Origin of the sequence: Shewanella sp. SM23, assembly GCF_025654295.1 — a bacterium.
Taxonomy (GTDB): Bacteria; Pseudomonadota; Gammaproteobacteria; order Enterobacterales; family Shewanellaceae; genus Shewanella; species Shewanella oncorhynchi.
In genome coordinates, this window is the sequence record NZ_JAKKRM010000001.1 from 92,129 (window position 1) to 110,742 (window position 18,614).

The following is an 18,614-nucleotide window of genomic DNA, read 5'->3' on the forward strand; positions in this document are numbered from 1 at the left end:
CCTAATTATGTCCGATCCTCGTTTTGTGCATCTTCGTGTCCACAGTGACTTCTCAATGACCGATGGCGTTGCCAAGGTCAAGCCGATTTTGGCGCAGGTAGAAGCGCAGGGAATGGCGGCTGTCGCCCTGACTGACCAAAACAACTTTTGTGGTTTGGTTAAGTTTTACAGTGGTTGCCATGGTGCGGGGATCAAACCGATTATCGGCGCCGATTTTTGGATGCAAGTGCCCGGATTTGAAGGCGAATTGTGCGCCTTAACCATTATTGCGATGAACAATGTTGGTTATCAGAATCTAACCCAAATTATCAGTCAGGCCTATTTGCGTGGCCAAGTGGCTGGGCGTGTGGTGATCGACCAAGAGTGGTTACTCACTTATAACGAAGGCATTTTGCTGTTATCGGGCGCCAAAGAAGGCGATCTGGGTAAGGCACTGCTCAAGGGCAATGGCACACAAGTCGAATCTTTATGCGACTTTTATCAGACCCATTTCACTGACCGTTATTTCCTCGAACTTATCCGCACAGGTCGCCCCGATGAAGAGCGTTATCTGCATATGGCGGTGGCCTTAGCGCAGGAGAAGGGCATCCCTGTTGTGGCGACCAATCAGGTGGTGTTTCTTAAACCCGAAGATTTTGATGCCCATGAAATTCGGGTGGCAATTCACGATGGCTTTACCCTTGCCGATCCTCGTCGACCTAAAAAATACAGTGAACAGCAGTATTTGCGTAGCGAAGAGGAAATGTGTGAACTATTCGCCGACATTCCTGCGGCGTTGTCGAACAGTGTCGAAATCGCTAAACGCTGTAATGTAACGATCCGTTTATACGAATATTTCCTGCCCAACTTCCCGACGGGCGATATGTCCATCGAAGACTTTCTGGTCGACTGTTCGAAGAAGGGTCTTGAAGAGCGGCTCGAGTTTTTGTTCCCTGATCCTGAGGTGCGCGCCGAGAAACGCGGCGAATACGATGAGCGCCTCGACATTGAACTTAAAGTGATCAACCAGATGGGGTTCCCCGGTTACTTCTTGATCGTGATGGAGTTCATCCAATGGGGTAAAGATAACGGTATTCCAGTAGGGCCTGGTCGGGGCTCGGGCGCGGGTTCACTCGTGGCCTATGCGCTTAAGATTACCGACTTAGACCCATTAGAATTTGACTTACTGTTCGAGCGATTCCTCAATCCAGAGCGGGTTTCTATGCCCGACTTTGATGTCGACTTTTGCATGGATAGACGTGATGAAGTGATCGACCATGTGGCCGAATTGTACGGCCGCGAAGCGGTATCGCAAATCATCACCTTCGGAACTATGGCGGCAAAAGCGGTTATTCGTGACGTTGGCCGTGTGCTGGGTCATCCCTATGGCTTCGTTGACCGAATTTCTAAACTCATTCCACCAGAACCTGGGATGACGCTGGCGAAAGCGTTTGAGGTCGAGCCAGCCCTGCAAGAATCCTATGATGCCGATGAAGACGTAAAAGATCTGATCGACATGTGTCGCAAGCTCGAAGGTGTGACGCGTAACGCCGGTAAACACGCGGGTGGTGTGGTGATTGCACCGACAAAAATTACCGATTTTGCGCCGCTCTATTGCGATGCTGAAGGTAAAAACCCAGTAACACAATTCGATAAAAACGACGTTGAAACCGCAGGTTTAGTTAAATTCGACTTTTTGGGTTTACGCACTTTGACAATCATCGACTGGGCACTGGAAATGGTGAACAAGGTCGAGGTCAAAAACGGTCGCCCACCTGTGCGTATCGAAGCGATTCCGTTAACGGATGCGGCATCTTTCCGCTTGTTGCAAAAATATGAAACCACGGCGGTATTCCAGTTGGAATCCCGCGGTATGAAGGATTTGATTAAGCGTCTGCAGCCCGACTGTTTTGAAGACATGATCGCACTGGTGGCATTGTTCCGTCCTGGGCCTTTGCAATCGGGCATGGTAGATAACTTCATCGAGCGTAAGCATGGGCGCGAAGAAGTGTCTTATCCCGATTCTCAGTACCAGCATGAATCCCTAAAAGAACTGCTATCGCCGACCTACGGCATTATTCTGTATCAAGAGCAAGTGATGCAGATTGCACAGGTGTTATCGGGTTACACCCTTGGCGGCGCCGACATGTTGCGCCGTGCTATGGGTAAGAAAAAGCCCGAAGAGATGGCCAAGCAGCGCAGTATCTTTAAAGAGGGCGCAATCAATAACGGCGTCGACGGCGACTTGTCGATGAAGATCTTCGACTTAGTGGAAAAGTTCGCCGGCTACGGTTTTAACAAATCTCACTCAGCCGCCTATGCGCTTGTGTCTTATCAGACCTTATGGCTAAAAACCCATTATCCTTCGCAGTTTATGGCGGCGGTAATGTCGGCCGATATGGACAACACAGATAAAATTGTGACTTTGGTCGATGAATGCGAGCGTATGGGATTACCGCTCATTCCTCCGGATGTGAACAAAGGCTTGTTCAAATTTACCGTCGATGATGATTTGCGCATTGTTTATGGCATTGGCGCCATTAAAGGCGTGGGTGAAGGTCCAGTTGAATCGATTTTAGAGGCGCGTAAAGATGGCCCCTTCGTGGATTTATTCGATTTCTGTGCCCGTATCGATTTGAAAAAGCTCAATAAGCGCGTGATTGAAAAGCTGATCTGCGCGGGTGCACTCGATACTCTTGGGCCGCATCGTGCGTCTATGATGGCAACCTTGCCCGAAGCGATTCGCGCCGCCGATCAACATGCCAAAGCCGAGGCGATTGGCCAACACGATATGTTTGGTTTGCTCAACAGTGAACCCGAAGACAGTAAGCAGCAGTTTGTCGAATGTACCCCATGGCCAGATAAAATTTGGCTCGAAGGCGAGCGCGAAACCTTAGGCTTGTATTTGACTGGTCATCCGATCAATCAATATTTAAAAGAGCTTAAGCATTACACGTCCGGTCGTTTGAAAGATGTGCATCCCACCGAACGGGGTAAAACCGCTAAGGCTGCGGGTTTAGTGGTGGCAACGCGAGTGATGCTGACCAAACGCGGCTCGAAAATGGGCCTGTTGACGCTCGATGATAAGAGCGCACGTCTTGAAATCATGTTGTTTACCGAAGCCTTTGAAAAGTTTAATCATCTGCTGGAGAAAGACCGCATCCTCATTTGTGAAGGTGAGGTGAGTTACGATGATTTTGCCGGCGGCAACCGTATGACGGCGCGTAACATCATAGATATCAGTGAGGCGCGCAGCCACTTTGCCAAAGCGCTGGAAATTGATATGGATGGCAGCGAGTTAACGCCATCGGCGTTAGACACTTTCGAGCAAGCCCTAAGCCCGTGGCGTAACGGCGCTGTGCCTGTGGTGATCAATTACACTCAAGCTCAAGCCAAAGGTCAGTTTAGGTTAGCCGATGCTTGGCGAGTGAATCCGACCGATGATTTAATGCTCTCGCTCGAATCGTTGCTCGGGCCAAACAAGGTGAGAATTTTATTCTAATGTTGGCGAATGTCTTAGGTGTAAACAGATGAAGTTAACTTATGTCGGCTAAGTTTGACGAAGCATTGACTGCTGGCGATCTCAGCGCGCATATCTGTGATTTTTTGGCTGCGCAATCCTTAGCGCCTGACAGCAAGTTAGTGCTGGCTTACAGTGGTGGGGTTGATTCCGAAGTCTTGGCCTTTGGTTTAAGCCAGTTTGCACGGCAACATCCGGAGTTTAATTATCAGCTAGTGTATGTACACCATGGCCTAAGCGATAACGCTGAGGCTTGGGCACAGCATTGCCTTGAGCGGGGCCTGTATTACGATCTGCCCGTGACGGTTGAGCGAGTCACGGTTAATCGCGGGCCAAGATTGAGCCTTGAAGCCGAAGCGCGCAAAGTGCGTTATCTGGCGATTGAGCGGCATTTAAGTGCCAATGATGTGTTGTTGACAGCTCACCATGAAGACGATCAGCTCGAAACTATTCTGCTGGCGCTCAAACGTGGTCAGGGGCCGAAAGGGCTGGCGGCCATGGGACAAGTTCAAGCATTAGCACAAGGCAAACAACTGCGGCCGTTATTGGATATCAGCCGTGAGCAAATTGAAGCCTACGCGAAACATCAAGGCTTAGTGCATATCGAAGATGAAAGTAATCAAGACGATAAGTACGATCGAAATTTTTTACGTTTAGAAATCATTCCCCGCTTAAAAGCGCGTTGGCCGAGTATTGCGACAACTGCGAGTCGCAGTGCGGCATTGTGCGCCGAACAACAGGCGACGCTGGATTTACAGGTGAGTGAACGTTTACCTTTATGGTTAACCCAAGCGCCTTACCATACTCAAAGTGTATTCAAGCTTGATGGTTTTGCCGAACAGTCAGCCGACTGGCAAGCGTTACTCTTACGGGGCTTTATTGAATCCCAAGGTTTTGCTTTGCCCTCAAAGGTGCAGCTTAAGCAAATCATCACTCAGCTTCTTAACGCGAAAGACGATGCTAAAGTGCATATTCGAGTGGGTGAGTGTGAAATCCGTCGCTTTGCTAATCAAGTCTATTTATTCAAGTATCAAACTCACAAACGTCACACTCAGCCTGTGAGTTGGACCTTGCCACAGCATGACTTTATTTCTTTATTACAGGGAGATAGTACCGAATTAGTCGTGTCGCCTGCGGGCTTAGCGAATGGTGAGCAGATTAGGCTGATAGTGACAAAACAAGGTCCCAGAGTCCGTTTACCTTGGCCTGATGAAGTCGTTAGTGTGCGTTATCAACTTGCGGGGCAATTTCGCTGCCACCCGCATTCTCGGGGTAAGGGGCGAGAATTAAAGAAACTGTGGCAAGAGTTTGCCATTCCGCCTTGGGTACGCGAAAAGGTGGGGTTTGTGTTTTATGGCGAGCAACTGGTGATGGCAATTGGACTGTGGGTTGAAAAGGGCTTTATTGTTGAGTCGAATGGACTTGGTTTACAGGTGTTTGTTGAGGAAGCAAAGGAATTCTAGTCGAGAGTCAATCTTGGAATATTGGTGTGTTCTAGGAAAGCGAGAGGAGAGTGGAACGCAGCGCGTCAGTTTGATTTAGACCTTTATGGGGTACGCGCTGCGAGTGAGTTATCGCATTTCATTTGGCATCCCTGCGCGTGTTAAACCAATTGATTTTGGCTGAGTTTATAGCAGTTACGTCCGGCGGCTTTGGCTTGATAAAGCGCCTTATCGGCAAGTTCATAAAGTTGTTCGGCTTCAATGGTATCGTGTGATTCTGCCGCCCCTAAACTACAGCTCACCCCAAATTGATTGAAACTACTGTGCTGATTGATTACCGAGACAATCCGTTCACATAACAAGCCAGCCGCATGAATATTGCCTTGGACAATAATGACGAATTCATCACCACCAATCCGGAAGGCTTGATCTGTGTTGCGTATGGTTGCACGAATGATGTCACCAAATTCCTTCAGAATATAGTCACCACATTTATGGCCGAATTTATCATTAAGTTGTTTAAAGTTATCAAGATCGAGCACTATGAGAGCGACTGCTCCTTGTTTTCGATGGGCTCTTGCGGTCGCATTACTGAGACTCTGACTGTAATAATGGCGATTGCCTAAGCCAGTGAGCGAGTCAAACATAGCTTGCATCGACATTTCTTGATATTGCAACGCATTTAATAAAGGTTGCAATAACAGCGGTTCAATATCCTGTAAGTTTGAGGTTTGTGATGGCGTAAATGGCGTCACCAGTTGGTACTGAATCGTTAATGGCATTCCTGCACACATGAGCTGTCGTTTGACGCTGATACCATAACGTTTGCCCCAGCTGAATTTGTGCTCGCCATAGGTTAAGCGCACGCCTTGGATCGGCAAGTGTTGTCCCAGCACTTTGCCATAGCAGGCAAAGACTGTCCTAGGATCTAAACTGGCGTGCAGTTGTTGGATCACTTGTATCAAGTCCAATGGATTATCATTGGGACTATAATGTTCTGTTTGATAGCGATATTCGTCGGGATACAGCTCGGTCGCTAGGCCAAAGTCCATAATCATCACTCCAGCAAATGTTAGTGCGATACATCTCTAACCTAGTCTAAGCAAATACCGTGCCGCAATATTTGTTAATAAAATTTGTCTTTGTTAGTCATTCAGTTAAGCTTAAAACTCAGCGTTAGATTTTTTGACACGTCAGCATTTTGACAGGAGTCATAGCCCCAATGGAACATAGCTTTTTAATCCAAGTATTACTTATGCTCGTGATTGCCATTGTGGCCATTGCTGTGCTGCGCCGTTTGGGCCTACCCGCAATTCTGGCTTATTTACTCACAGGGGTAGTGAGTGGCCCAAGTGGTTTTCACTGGTTTACCCAGCATCAAATGCAATCTGTTGCCGAGCTTGGCGTTGTGCTGCTGATGTTTACCTTAGGCTTAGAGTTCTCTGTGCCGCGGCTGTGGGCCATGCGCCGGACTGTATTTGGCTTAGGCAGTGCGCAGATGGTGATCACGACCCTGTTGACCATGGGCGTGGCCCTATTGTGCGGCCTGAATTGGGTTGAAGCCTTGGTTATCGGTGCTGCCATCGCGTTGTCATCTACTGCTATTGTCCTTAAATTGCTCAATGAACAGGGATGGCTGAGGCGCCGCCACGGCGAACTCTCCGTCAGCGTGCTTTTATTCCAAGATTTAGCGGTTTGATCCTATTGCCATTACTGGCCAATGGCGGCGAACCTTTGATGGTCGCGGACATCGCCTTTGCCTTGCTCAAAGGCATTTTGGCCTTTTTCCTCTTAATGGCGTTTGGTAAGTGGGCACTGCCACGGATATTTGATGAGGTTGCGCGTTCTCGCTCCAATGAGCTGTTTGTATTATCGACCTTAGTCGTTGCGCTTGTCACAGGGGCTTTTACTCAGTGGCTAGGATTATCCATGGCACTGGGGGCATTTATGGCGGGTATGCTGCTGGGAGAAAGCCAGTACCGTCGCCAGCTTGAGGCGGATATACGGCCTTTTCGCGATCTATTGATGGGGCTGTTTTTCATCTCCATTGGCATGATGCTGGACTTTACCTTAGTGATGCGTTTCTGGTGGCAGATATTGCTGATCTTAGTCGCCGTTGTACTAGGTAAGGCGCTGATCATTCATGGCATTTTAAGATTAGTAGGCGAGCCTTTTCGAATTGCGATGAGTACGGCAATGAGCTTAGCTCAAGTGGGGGAGTTCAGTTTTGTGGTATTGGCTTTAGCGGTCAACTATCAACTTTTAAATAATGAGATCAGTACCGTATTAGTCATGGTCGCCGTGCTTTCCATGGCAATAGCTCCTTGGTTAGTTCGTCATAGTGTGGATATTGCTAAGTGGGCGCTGGGGATCCGTCAGGCAAAGCATGTGGATGAAGCTGTGCCATTGATGATGGATGATCATGAGCTGGTGATGATTTTTGGTTACGGCCGAGTAGGACAAACCATTGCCCGTTTTTTAAAAACTGAAGCTGTACCTTATCTGGTATTGGATCTCGATCCAACGCGCGTCACTGAAGCGCGTCGTGCGGGCGAACCTATTTATTTCGGTGATGTGTGTAAACGGGCAATTTTAAAACAAATGGGCGTTAAACAGGCCAAGATGATCGTTATCACTTTTTGTGAGTCACGTAGTTTAGAAGAAGTCTTACCTTTATGTAAGTTATTGGCACCGGAGGTTAAAATTTTAGTTAGAACCAAAGACGACAGCGATCTAGACTTGCTTAAAAAGGCGGGAGCTAATCAAGTGATCCCTGAGTCTTTAGAGGGGAGCTTGATGTTAGTATCGCAGGTACTACACCAATGTGGTGTGCCATTGGCACGGATCCTAAAACGGCTAGAATCTGAGCGGCGCAATCATTATCAATTTTTACACGGCTTCTTTTCCGGCACAGAAACTGATTTTACTTTAGAGTCATTGCATGCGGTGGCATTACCGCGTGGGGCTGATGCGATTGGTAAAACCGTTGCCGATATCCTGTGGGAAACACTGAAAGTAGAGCTAAGGGCGATTCGTCGCAATGGCGCTGAAGTGGAACATCCTGAGCAGGACTGGGTTTTTCGTGCAGGGGATATCTTACTGATAGTGGGTAAACCACGACGACTTGAGAAAGCTGAGGCTAAGCTCTTACATGGCTAAAGGCCTGAGGTTCACTCTTTTGAGATGGATGAAAATGCAGATATAAAAATGCCGACATAGTGTCGGCATTTTTGTCTGGAACTTGTTAACTTAAATTAGACAAAGTCTAATTACAGAATAACTACGTTCGCAGCTTGAGGACCTTTTTGGCCTTGTTCGATGTCAAAAGAAACCTTTTGACCTTCAGCAAGAGTTTTAAAGCCTTCTGAAACGATTGCGCGGAAATGAACGAATGCGTCAGCGCCACCATTGTCAGGAGAAATAAAACCAAAACCTTTATCTTCGTTAAACCATTTAACTACACCAGTAGTTTTAGACATGAATGTCTCCAAAATTTTCAAACAAATAATTCGCAATTATGCGGTATGTTAGCCAGAAATAGAATTATTTACATTGATGATAAGTTATGAGTGGAAAGCTTCATGACAGCAAAAAAAATATTACAGGCGTAGCGAAGGTTTTCAAATACATAATATTGCTTATAAATAGGTCTGAATCACAGGCCGGAGTGCAGATTAACATACTCTAGGGGTTTGTATAGTTTTATTTTTAAATACCTCTCATATTGAAACTGCTTTTTTGCGACTTATTGAGTGCGAAATTAGATATAACTATTAATATTCAATCATTTATATTGTATTTTTGATTGTTGTCTAGTGTGAAAATATTTTTTATGTTTGCCACGACTGACTTGCGATTAACCTTTTAATCCGTTCCATTAGGCTTAAATGCGGCTTGTATGCTTAGGTAAGGATTCTGTCATGATTCGTTACGTTATTGAATTGTTGCTTATTTGTGGTTAATGGTATTCTCGTCATCCAATAAAAACGTGCTTGAGCTATGGATTCAGGGCGATAACTTTAGATTGAATATAATAAGAATGGAGAATGACGTTGAAAACAGTACTAAAACGGATTGGACTCGGCAGCTTAGTCTTAGTGCTGTTATTAGTGGCGCTGGCCGCCCATGAATGGTTTGCGAAAAAGCCGTTTTTCTTTCGCGCATTTCTAGACCGCAGTGTGGTCAAGATGGCTTTCGAAAGCCCTGAGACCTTAACCTCATTGGGTTTCTTAGAATCGGTAGGGATTACAGGCCATAACGCCGAGTTGGATGACGATAGTCCAGAGGCGATGGATAAGACTTTCGCGCAAGTGCGAGATCTGCGTGAAACCCTATTGAGCTATTCCGATGCGGATTTAGATGAAAATCAACGTATCTCCAAGGATATTGCCCTATATCTTGCCGATTTCGCATTGGTCTCTGAGCCGTATCGTTACCATAACTATCCGCTGAATCAGTTATTTGGCGTGCAAAACGGGTATCCAAGCTTTATGCAGGCGCAGCACCAAGTGCATTCTGTGGGCGATGCAGAAAACTATCTGTCGCGTTTACAAAAGGTGAAACTTAAGTTTGCGCAAACTCTCGAAGGTTTAAAAATTCGTGAGGCTAAAGGGATTATTCCGCCTAAGTTCGTGATTGAGCGGGTGCTCACCGAGATGAATGATTTTGTCGCGACGCCGATTCAAGACAATATTCTCTACAGTTCCTTCAAAACTAAATTGGCTGACACGGATATCAGTGCCGATGAGCAAGCACGGTTATTGGCAGCGGTGGAAGCGGACATTAAAGGTTACGTGCATCCAGCGTATCAATTATTTATCGACTACCTTACCCAGCTACAAGCCAAAGCTGGGACGGATGATGGTTATTGGGCGCTGCCAAATGGTAACCTTGCCTATGAGCAATTGCTGAAGTTCTTTACGACCACTAATTACACTGCGGACGAAATCCATGCCAAAGGGCTCGCTGAGGTAGATCGCATTCAAAATGAAATCATGACTATATTAGCCGCTGAAGGTTACGATGTGGGCCAAGGTTTCTCGGTCGCGATTGAAGCATTAGCCGCCGATCCTAAGTTTTACTACGAGGATAGCGATGCGGGTAGGGCGCAAATCCTCGTCGATTATCAAGCGATTCTTGATGAAGTGAATGCGGGACTCGGTGATGCCTTTCGTATTCGACCCGAAGCGGGCATGGAAGTGGTGCGTATTCCTGAGTTTAAAGAGAAAACGGCACCGGGTGCCTATTATCAGCAGCCCGCGATTGACGGTAGTCGTCCAGGGCGTTTCTATGCCAATTTATATGACATCAAGGCCACGCCTAAATACGGTATGCGCACTTTAGCCTACCACGAGGGGATCCCTGGGCATCATTTCCAAATTGCGGTGGCGATGGAGTTAGAAGGTATGCCACTTATTCGTAAGATGGCGCCTTTTACGGCGTACATTGAAGGTTGGGCTTTATATAGCGAACGTTTGGCTTGGGAGCTCGGTTTTCAAAAGGATCCCTTTGATAATATCGGTCGTCTGCAGGCTGAGTTGTTCCGCGCTGTGCGTCTAGTGGTGGATACGGGTATTCATCATAGTCGTTGGACTCGCGAGCAAGCGATTGACTATATGAAGAAAAATACTGGCATGTCCGATCGTGATGTCACGGCAGAGATTGAGCGTTATATCGTTATGCCAGGTCAAGCGACGGCTTATAAAGTCGGCATGATGAAAATTCTCGAACTGCGCGAAAAAGCCAAGTTGGCCTTAGGTGATAAGTTCGATCTCAGGGATTTCCACGATGTAGTTCTGAAGAATGGTGCAGTTCCTTTGGATATCTTAGAAACACTGGTCGACCGCTACATTGCTGATAAAAAAAGTGCTGGGGCTAAAGCCACTGACGCTAAAGCGAAAATTTAGCGTTTGGCGGTAACAGTTAATGCTTGGCTATTAATAGTAAAGCATTGTTTATCAATTGTTTACATCTAAGTAAGGCCAGTTCCATGTCTGCGGATAAGTTTGTTATTTTTATCCTGCGGGCATGGTGGTACTGTCTATCGTGGCTATCATTCTGGCTTTCGGCCAAGGCTTTCAATACAATCCCACACAACTTATTGATAAATGTCGCGCGGCAATGGCTTGCTATTGCTCGGCGTTGATGTTTTTAGTTTCAAGGTTTTTACATGAATCGCTTGTCCCCCCAAGATCCTATCCAATTGACTCGAACCACGATTGAGTCATTATTCACGCCGCCAACCTTAATGCGCGCCCGTGATTATGTGATGAAGGGACGGGTGTTGAGCGCCAAAGCGAACGCCGATTTTCGTCATATTGAAGGTCGTGTCATGGGGACGGAATCCCAGCCCTATCGGCAGGATATTCGCCTTGTCAGCATGAACCATAAGTTGATCATGAATGGCTTCTGTTCATGTCCCGCCACTGGGCATTGCAAACATATTGCTGCCGTACTTTACAGTTTACTGAGTGATAGAACCGTTGAAGATCAACGTATTGCTCAGTGGTTACATCTGCTAGACGAAAGTGATGATCTCACGGTTTCAAATGTTGATTTACTCTACGACGATCGCGTGCTGTACGTGTTATCTAAAGATGATAACGGTGTCTTTCTTGAGCTAAGAAAAGGCAAGTTGGCGAAGAATGGTGGCTATAACAAAGGCTCGAAAATCGCTTTATCCGACGTGCAATATTACATGCCCGCTTGGATTGGCGCAGAAGACGTGCTCATCATCAATCTCATCATGTCAACCCGTCGCCATGGTGCCTCGCGTCTGTATCTTAAAGCTCAGTTAGGTGCCATGGCACTGGAAAAAATGCTCGTCACTGGGCGGTGTTTTTGGGAAGAGAGTCGTTTACCGCTCACCCGAGGTGAAGCGAGCAAGCCCGAATTCATTTGGCTAGATAAGGATGCCGAGCATAAACAAATGCAGTTAATACTGCCCAATAAGGACAATTGGGAGCTGATCCCCTGTGAGCCACCGACTTATATCGATTTAGATTATTTTAAAGTTGGCGCATTGGATACCGAGATCAGTGTTGAAAAGCTGTTATTACTCAGCCAGATGCCGCCGGTGCCTAGCTCACAGATTGAACTGGTGAGCCACAAATTGATTAAGCATTTTTCGGCGAAAACGGTACCTACACCTGCTTTGATTGATTTTGTCGAGCTGCAAGTGCCGCTTCAAGTTAGGTTGACCTTAACATCGCAGGATTTACCTGAGTTTGCTATGGCGCAGCCATTAGTGCTGCTGGAGTTTATCTATCAAGATGTGGTGCTCGGCGGTCAGTATCCCGACGAGCCCTTGTCCTTAGTCACTCATCAAGGCAAAACCTATCAAGTCGCGCGTCAACTCGATGCGGAAATGGATGCGATTAATCGTTTGATGGCATTGGAACTGGTGGAGCTTGCGCCTTCTTTTATCCCTAACAGTGGCAGCTATGTCAGTATTTGGGGGTTAGGTTCACTGCCTGAAACGATTGATGCTTGGTTGCACTTTATTCAACAGGAAATCCCGGCGCTAGAGGCTTTAGGTTACCAAGTACATTTTGCCGACAATTTCAGCTTAAATGTCATTGATACTCCGCTGGCGATTGAGCTGGATGATACGCAAGAGGGTTGGTTTTCTCTGTCACTGAATGCTGACATCGATGGTCAAATAGTGCCTATGCTGCCCTTAATTGCCACTTGGCTTAAGCAGTACGGTGAGCCCGCCGATGATGCAGAGCTGCTGTTACCCAGCCCAAATGGTGATTGGTTAAAAGTCAAAGCCAGCGTGATTAAGCCGCTGATCAGCATTATTTTAGAACTGTTCGATAGCCACAAAGGCAACAGCGTGTCTTTGCCTAAATACCGTGCCCACTTATTAAATGATTTTGCCGACAGTGATATTCGTTTGCTTAATGGTGAACGAGTGCGCAGTTTAGCGACTAAGCTCGAAAATTTTAACGGTGTGTTAGAGGTCACAGTCCCAGACAACTTAAATGCTGAGTTACGCCAGTATCAACAGCAAGGCTTAAATTGGCTCTGTTTCTTAAAGGAATATCAGCTTGGCGGTATTTTGGCCGATGATATGGGGCTGGGTAAAACCATTCAAACCTTGGCTTTTTTACTTAAGCAGCAAGAACTAAAATCCACAGTGGCAAGTTGTTCACCGAGTTTAATTATTTGCCCAACGAGCTTGGTGGGTAATTGGGCGAAAGAAGCCGCGAAATTTGCGCCTTCGTTAAAGCTAGTCGTTATTCATGGTGCTTTACGCAAGCCTTTACTCGAACGCTTAAATGAGTTTGATATTGTGGTGACGACCTATCCGCTGATCGTGCGCGACAGTGACTATTATCAACGGCAGATGTTTGAACATATCGTGCTGGATGAAGCGCAGCAGATAAAAAATGCGCAGGCGAAAGTGACTCAAGTGATTAAAGATCTTAAAGCGCCGTTTAGATTGTGCCTGTCGGGAACACCGCTTGAAAATCACTTAGGTGAACTTAAGTCCTTGATGGATTTTAGTTTGCCCGGACTACTTGGTACTAATGCCTTCTTTAACAAATCCTTTAGGCACAAAATAGAACGTTATGGCGATATGGAGCAAGCGCAAATCTTGAGTCAGCGGATTGCGCCTTTTGTGCTGCGCCGAACCAAAGATGAAGTGGTCGGTGAATTACCCCCTAAAACCGAAATCTCCCAGAGCTTAGAGTTAGAAAAAGATCAGCGTAATCTCTACGAGAGTATTCGACTGGTGATGGAGAAAAAACTGCGGGATTTATTTGCCACTCAAGGCGTTGGTAGCAGTCATATCGAGTTTCTCGATGCCTTACTTAAGCTACGCCAAGCCTGCTGCGATCCGCGCTTGGTGAAGTTAGAGCAAGCGCAGAAAGTGAAGAATAATGCTAAGTTAGACTGGCTGAAGCAGAACTTGCCCGAGATGGTGCAAGAGGGACGTAAGATATTGATTTTCAGCCAGTTCACTAGCATGCTCAGCTTGATTGAAGCTGAGCTGGTGGACTTGGGGCTCGATTACAGTAAGCTCACTGGGCAAACTCGCCTGCGCCAAGCGCAGATAGATAAGTTCCAAGAGGGCGACACGCCTGTGTTCTTAATTAGCTTAAAAGCGGGCGGCACTGGGCTCAATCTCACCGCGGCGGATACTGTGATCCACTATGATCCCTGGTGGAATCCGGCGGCGGAAAAACAGGCTACGGATAGAGCCCATCGTATCGGCCAAGATAAGCCTGTGTTTGTCTATAAGCTGATTGCAGAAGGTACAGTAGAAGAGAAAATCCAAGAAATGCAGCAGCATAAGCAAAGTCTGGCGGACAGTATTCTCGAAGGTAAAGGCAAGGGCACATGGCAAGGAAGCGCCGATGAACTGTTATCGCTCTTTAGCTAAATCGTGGCCAGTTTTTCTAAATTGATTGAATCATTTGACTGAGGTGAACCATGCAGTACCAAGTCGACACTCATACCCATACTGTGGCTTCGAGCCATGCTTATAGCACGATTCATGACTACTTAGCGGTGGCAAAGCAGAAGGGGATTCGCCTATTTGCCACCACAGATCATGGGCCTGCGATGGCCGATGCGCCGCATTTTTGGCACTTTGTGAATTTAAGAGTTTTGCCACGTATGGTTGATGGCGTCGGGATTTTGCGGGGTATCGAAGCCAATATCAAAAATATCGACGGCGAGATTGATTTCTTTGGCGATTATTTAAAGCAGCTCGATATTGTGCTCGCAGGATTTCATGAGCCCGTCTATCCTCCGTCAGATAAAGCGACTCACACAGAGGCCATGATTAATGCGATTAAGAGCGGCAAGGTTGATATCATTACTCATCCAGGTAATCCTGCCTATCCGATTGATATTGAAGCCGTTGCCCGCGCCGCAGCCGAATACGGTGTGGCGCTCGAAATTAACAATTCCTCCTTTGAAGTGTCCCGTAAGGGCAGTGAAGCCAATTGCACTGCGATTGCCAAAGCGGCCAAGGAATTTGGCACGATTTTAGTTATGGGCTCTGATTCCCATGTGGCTTTTAGCTTAGGTGGTTTTGCGCGGGCGCAAGCGATTATCGATGAAGTGGCTTATCCGCCATCACGATTACTCAATCGTAGCCCTTCAGCACTCTTGGCCTTTTTAGCCGCCCGTGGCCATGAAACCGTTGCTGATTTGATCCCCTTATTCAGTGACGATGAGCCATGCTGTTGATTAGTGATGAAAATAGTGGCAACTAAAGTGACGCCACTTCAATGCGGGGCGGCGAGTGCCACAGATGCTAACATTCCTCAAGTGGTGTTAATCACTGGTGCGAAGAGTCAGCTCGCTCAGGCCTTGCTGAGAGTCGCTGCCGATATTGGCGAGCTAGCCCTAAATAGCAGCACAAGTACAAACTCAGTCGCACCAATTAAGCTTTATGCGCTAAGTCGCAGTCAGTTAGACATTACCGATGCCGCTAATATTGCCGCCGTATTTGATCAATATCGACCAAGCTGGGTGATCAATTGTGCGGCCTATAATGCGGTCGACGCAGCTGAGCATGATGCAATCGAAGCGAATCGTGTGAATGCACTCGGCCCTGAGTTATTGGCGCAGCAATGTTGGCTGTCGGGCGCCCGCTTACTGCATGTGTCGAGCGATTATGTGTTTGGTGGTCATGCTGTTTGCGAGATTGCTCATGCAGCTGAACGTGCAGTGGGTGATGCTAGAGAAAGTGGCGTTAAACAGCATCAAAACCCTGACTCAGCTTCAAATTCAAACCCAAACCCAAACCCAAATCCAAACCAAGTTCATGTACCAAGGCCATTTGTTGAACTTGATGCTCCCGAGCCGTTGTCTGCTTACGGTACGAGTAAGTTGCTCGGCGAGCAGAAGGTATTGGCGATTCTGGGCGAGGATGCAACGATTGTGCGTACCTCATGGCTCTACGGTCAAGATGGGCATAATTTTGTCCAAACCATGCTGAACTTGATGCGCACTCAACCAAGATTGCAGGTGATAGTCGATCAAATCGGCTGTCCGACGTGGAGTGATGCACTCGCTAAGGTGATTTGGCAATTAGTCATGCAACAGTGCTCGGGCGTATTTCATTACAGCGCTCAAGGCCAATGCAGTTGGTATGAATTTGCCTGTGAAATCCAGCGACAAGCCCTAGCGCTCAATCTGTTAAGTCTGCCAGTAGTTATCCAGCCGATTACCAGCGCTCACTATGCTAAACAAGCATTAAATCGCGGCGTGAGTTTGGTAAAAAGACCGAGTTATAGCGTGTTGAATAGTGCCAAAGTGCAGTCCGCTTTGGCTGTCAATACCGCACTGTTTATGCCTGATAACGTCGTATGGCAAGATTGGCGTCAGCAACTGAATTGCATGTTGCGACGATTAACGTGACTCACATTTGGGTTTAGGCAGGTTTAATCAGGCGTTAAGCGTTTACATCATCGCAGTGATTAACGCTTTCGAAAACAAAAAGCCCGCCAATAATCAGATTTAAGCGACGGCTTTAGACTATCAATATGAAAACATAGGCTGTGAATACGAATGCAGCTGGACTTAAGCCTCTTCTCAGCGCCAATGGCTTGCCTTAGTATCGTAATCACTTTGTGTATCTGTGGTTTTGTGCGCCGCGGTTTAAGCTGCGAGTCTTAGTCTATTTTGCTTGATGTATGATGAATTTGTTCTAAATTCCCCTTGGATGACAATGGCATAATGCCAAGATATTTAATGCATTAAGGAAGTTTCAGTGACAGACAAGACGACAATAGCGCAGACATTGACCAAACAAGATCTACTGCAAGTGGTCGCGATTGCCAAAGGCGCAGGCGATGCCATTATGACGGTTTATGGTCAAGATGACTTTTTGGTGAGCCATAAGGGGGACGATAGCCCTGTGACGGCGGCTGATTTAGCCGCGCACCACGTGATAGTGGCGGCATTGGCAAAGCAGTTTGTCGGTATTCCTATTATGTCTGAGGAAGCGGCGGATATCGCGTGGGACGTGCGTCGTCAATGGCAAACCTATTGGTTGATTGATCCTTTAGATGGCACTAAGGAATTTATTAAACGCAATGGCGAGTTTACCGTCAATATTGCGCTTATCCATCAAGGTGTTGCTATCGCAGGTGTAGTATATGCGCCTGTGCTCGATACGTATTATTACGGCGCTAAACATTTAGGTGCGTGGCGCCAACGAGCGGGTCAAGAGAGTCCCTTATTGGGCGCCAACACGCCACGCGAAATGCCGATGATTGTCGGCAGTCGCTCGCACTTGAGCCCAGGCTTAGCGCAATATTTACAACAGTTTGGTGAGCATGACATCTTAAGCGTGGGTAGCTCGCTTAAGTTTTGTATGTTGGCTGAAGGCTGTGCCGATCTGTATCCCAGACTTGGCCCTACCAGTGAGTGGGATACTGCGGCGGCGCAAGCTGTGCTCGAAAGTGCAGGCGGCACAGTTGTCTGTTATGACTCAGGTGAACCATTAACTTATAATCAAAAACCTGACATTTTAAACCCTTACTTTATTGCCACAGCTCCTGGCTGGGTAAAATAACGATTGCCTTGCATCAATCTCACTTGATGAAAGGGCAAGCTAAACACTGGAGTAGTAATTCATGATGCGCATGGGCGTCGATTTAGGCGGAACAAAAATAGAATTAGTCGCACTGAGTGATGAGGGCAATGAGCTATTTCGCAAACGTGTGACGACGCCACGTGACTATCAGGGCACGCTTGCTGCGGTGGTTGATTTAGTTAAGGAAGCGGAAGCGACTCTTGGCGAGAAAGGCACTGTCGGCGTGGGTATTCCAGGTGTGGTATCGCCCTATTCAGGTTTAGTCAAAAATGCTAACTCGACGTGGATCAATGGTCAGCCCCTCGATGTACATTTAGGGGAATTGTTGCAGCGTGAAGTACGGGTTGCCAATGATGCAAACTGTTTTGCGGTATCAGAGGCGGTCGATGGGGCAGCCGCTGGCGCTTCTGTGGTGTTTGGCGTGATTATTGGTACTGGTTGTGGCGCGGGTGTGGCAATTAACGGCAAAGTTCACGGTGGTGGTAATGGTATCGGCGGTGAATGGGGTCATAATCCTTTGCCTTGGATGACCAAGGAAGAGTTCAATACCACCCGATGTTTCTGTGGCAATCCCGATTGTATCGAGACCTTTATTTCAGGTACTGGCTTTGTGCGTGATTATAATGTGGCTTTGACGGCAGCGGGTACAGTGCGTGCTCCTGCCAAATCAGGTGCCGATATTATGTTGTTAGTCGATAAAGGTGACGCCATTGCGGTTGCTGCATTTGATCGTTATATGGATAGACTCGCTCGTTCACTCGCCCATGTGATCAATATGCTCGATCCCGATGCCATAGTGTTGGGCGGCGGAATGTCGAATGTCGCGGCGATTTACCCAAGATTACCGGCATTGCTGGCCCATTATGTGGTGGGGCGTGAGTGTCATACGCCTGTGGTGCAGAATCTATACGGTTGTTCATCGGGAGTGCGCGGTGCCGCTTGGTTGTGGGAAAAGTGATCCATTATTGAGGATATAAACTCCACCAGTGAACTCATTACGCTATGAAATCAACGTCTAGTGATATCAGAGTCTTGTAAACAATAGCCCAGTAAAACGCTGGGCTAGTTTTATGTGCGATGTGTTCCCCCCGTATTTTGATGCTATGATTGC

At 47.2% G+C, this 18,614-nt stretch carries 10 protein-coding genes and 1 pseudogene; 9 read left to right on the forward strand and 2 right to left on the reverse strand.

The window, feature by feature from the left end; all coding sequences use genetic code 11:
• Nucleotides 1-7 precede the first annotated feature (7 nt).
• Both dnaE and tilS read left to right on the forward strand, forming a co-directional pair.
• Nucleotides 8-3,481, forward strand: coding sequence for a DNA polymerase III subunit alpha (gene dnaE, locus L5L98_RS00370; RefSeq protein ID WP_028760595.1), 3,474 nt, complete (start codon nucleotides 8-10; stop codon nucleotides 3,479-3,481).
• 41 nt (nucleotides 3,482-3,522) lie between these two features.
• Nucleotides 3,523-4,962, forward strand: coding sequence for a tRNA lysidine(34) synthetase TilS (gene tilS, locus L5L98_RS00375; RefSeq protein ID WP_263138109.1), 1,440 nt, complete (start codon nucleotides 3,523-3,525; stop codon nucleotides 4,960-4,962).
• A gap of 140 nt (nucleotides 4,963-5,102) precedes the next feature.
• On the opposite strand, the gene L5L98_RS00380 is transcribed toward tilS, so the two are convergent.
• The gene (locus L5L98_RS00380; RefSeq protein WP_105249714.1) at nucleotides 5,103-5,993 is read right to left on the reverse strand and encodes a GGDEF domain-containing protein; all 891 of its coding nucleotides are present in this window, start codon (nucleotides 5,991-5,993) and stop codon (nucleotides 5,103-5,105) included.
• A 170-nt stretch (nucleotides 5,994-6,163) separates the two neighbouring features.
• Between L5L98_RS00380 and L5L98_RS00385 the strand changes: the two are divergent.
• Nucleotides 6,164-8,100: pseudogene (locus L5L98_RS00385) on the forward strand (monovalent cation:proton antiporter-2 (CPA2) family protein).
• Between the two features lie 110 nt (nucleotides 8,101-8,210).
• Here L5L98_RS00385 and L5L98_RS00390 read toward each other — a convergent pair.
• On the reverse strand, nucleotides 8,211-8,420 hold the full coding sequence (locus L5L98_RS00390) for a cold-shock protein (RefSeq protein WP_006080998.1): 210 nt from the start codon (nucleotides 8,418-8,420) through the stop codon (nucleotides 8,211-8,213).
• 567 nt (nucleotides 8,421-8,987) lie between these two features.
• Here L5L98_RS00390 and L5L98_RS00395 point away from each other — a divergent pair.
• The 6 genes from L5L98_RS00395 (at nucleotide 8,988) to mak (ending at nucleotide 18,461) form a co-directional block, all read left to right on the forward strand.
• Nucleotides 8,988-10,847 (forward strand): DUF885 domain-containing protein, encoded by a 1,860-nt coding sequence (locus tag L5L98_RS00395; RefSeq protein ID WP_263138110.1) that lies wholly within the window; start codon nucleotides 8,988-8,990, stop codon nucleotides 10,845-10,847.
• Between the two features lie 263 nt (nucleotides 10,848-11,110).
• Nucleotides 11,111-14,332: a DEAD/DEAH box helicase gene (locus L5L98_RS00400; RefSeq protein WP_263138111.1), complete on the forward strand. Its 3,222-nt coding sequence runs from the start codon at nucleotides 11,111-11,113 to the stop codon at nucleotides 14,330-14,332.
• Between the two features lie 50 nt (nucleotides 14,333-14,382).
• A complete protein-coding gene (locus L5L98_RS00405; protein WP_028760589.1) occupies nucleotides 14,383-15,147 on the forward strand; it encodes a phosphatase in 765 nt (254 codons plus the stop codon).
• Between the two features lie 6 nt (nucleotides 15,148-15,153).
• On the forward strand, nucleotides 15,154-16,323 hold the full coding sequence (locus tag L5L98_RS00410) for an SDR family oxidoreductase (protein WP_263138112.1): 1,170 nt from the start codon (nucleotides 15,154-15,156) through the stop codon (nucleotides 16,321-16,323).
• Nucleotides 16,324-16,675: 352 nt separating this feature from the next.
• Nucleotides 16,676-17,482, forward strand: coding sequence for a 3'(2'),5'-bisphosphate nucleotidase CysQ (gene cysQ, locus L5L98_RS00415; protein ID WP_263138113.1), 807 nt, complete (start codon nucleotides 16,676-16,678; stop codon nucleotides 17,480-17,482).
• Between the two features lie 61 nt (nucleotides 17,483-17,543).
• Nucleotides 17,544-18,461: a fructokinase gene (gene mak, locus L5L98_RS00420; protein WP_219253527.1), complete on the forward strand. Its 918-nt coding sequence runs from the start codon at nucleotides 17,544-17,546 to the stop codon at nucleotides 18,459-18,461.
• Nucleotides 18,462-18,614 lie beyond the last annotated feature (153 nt).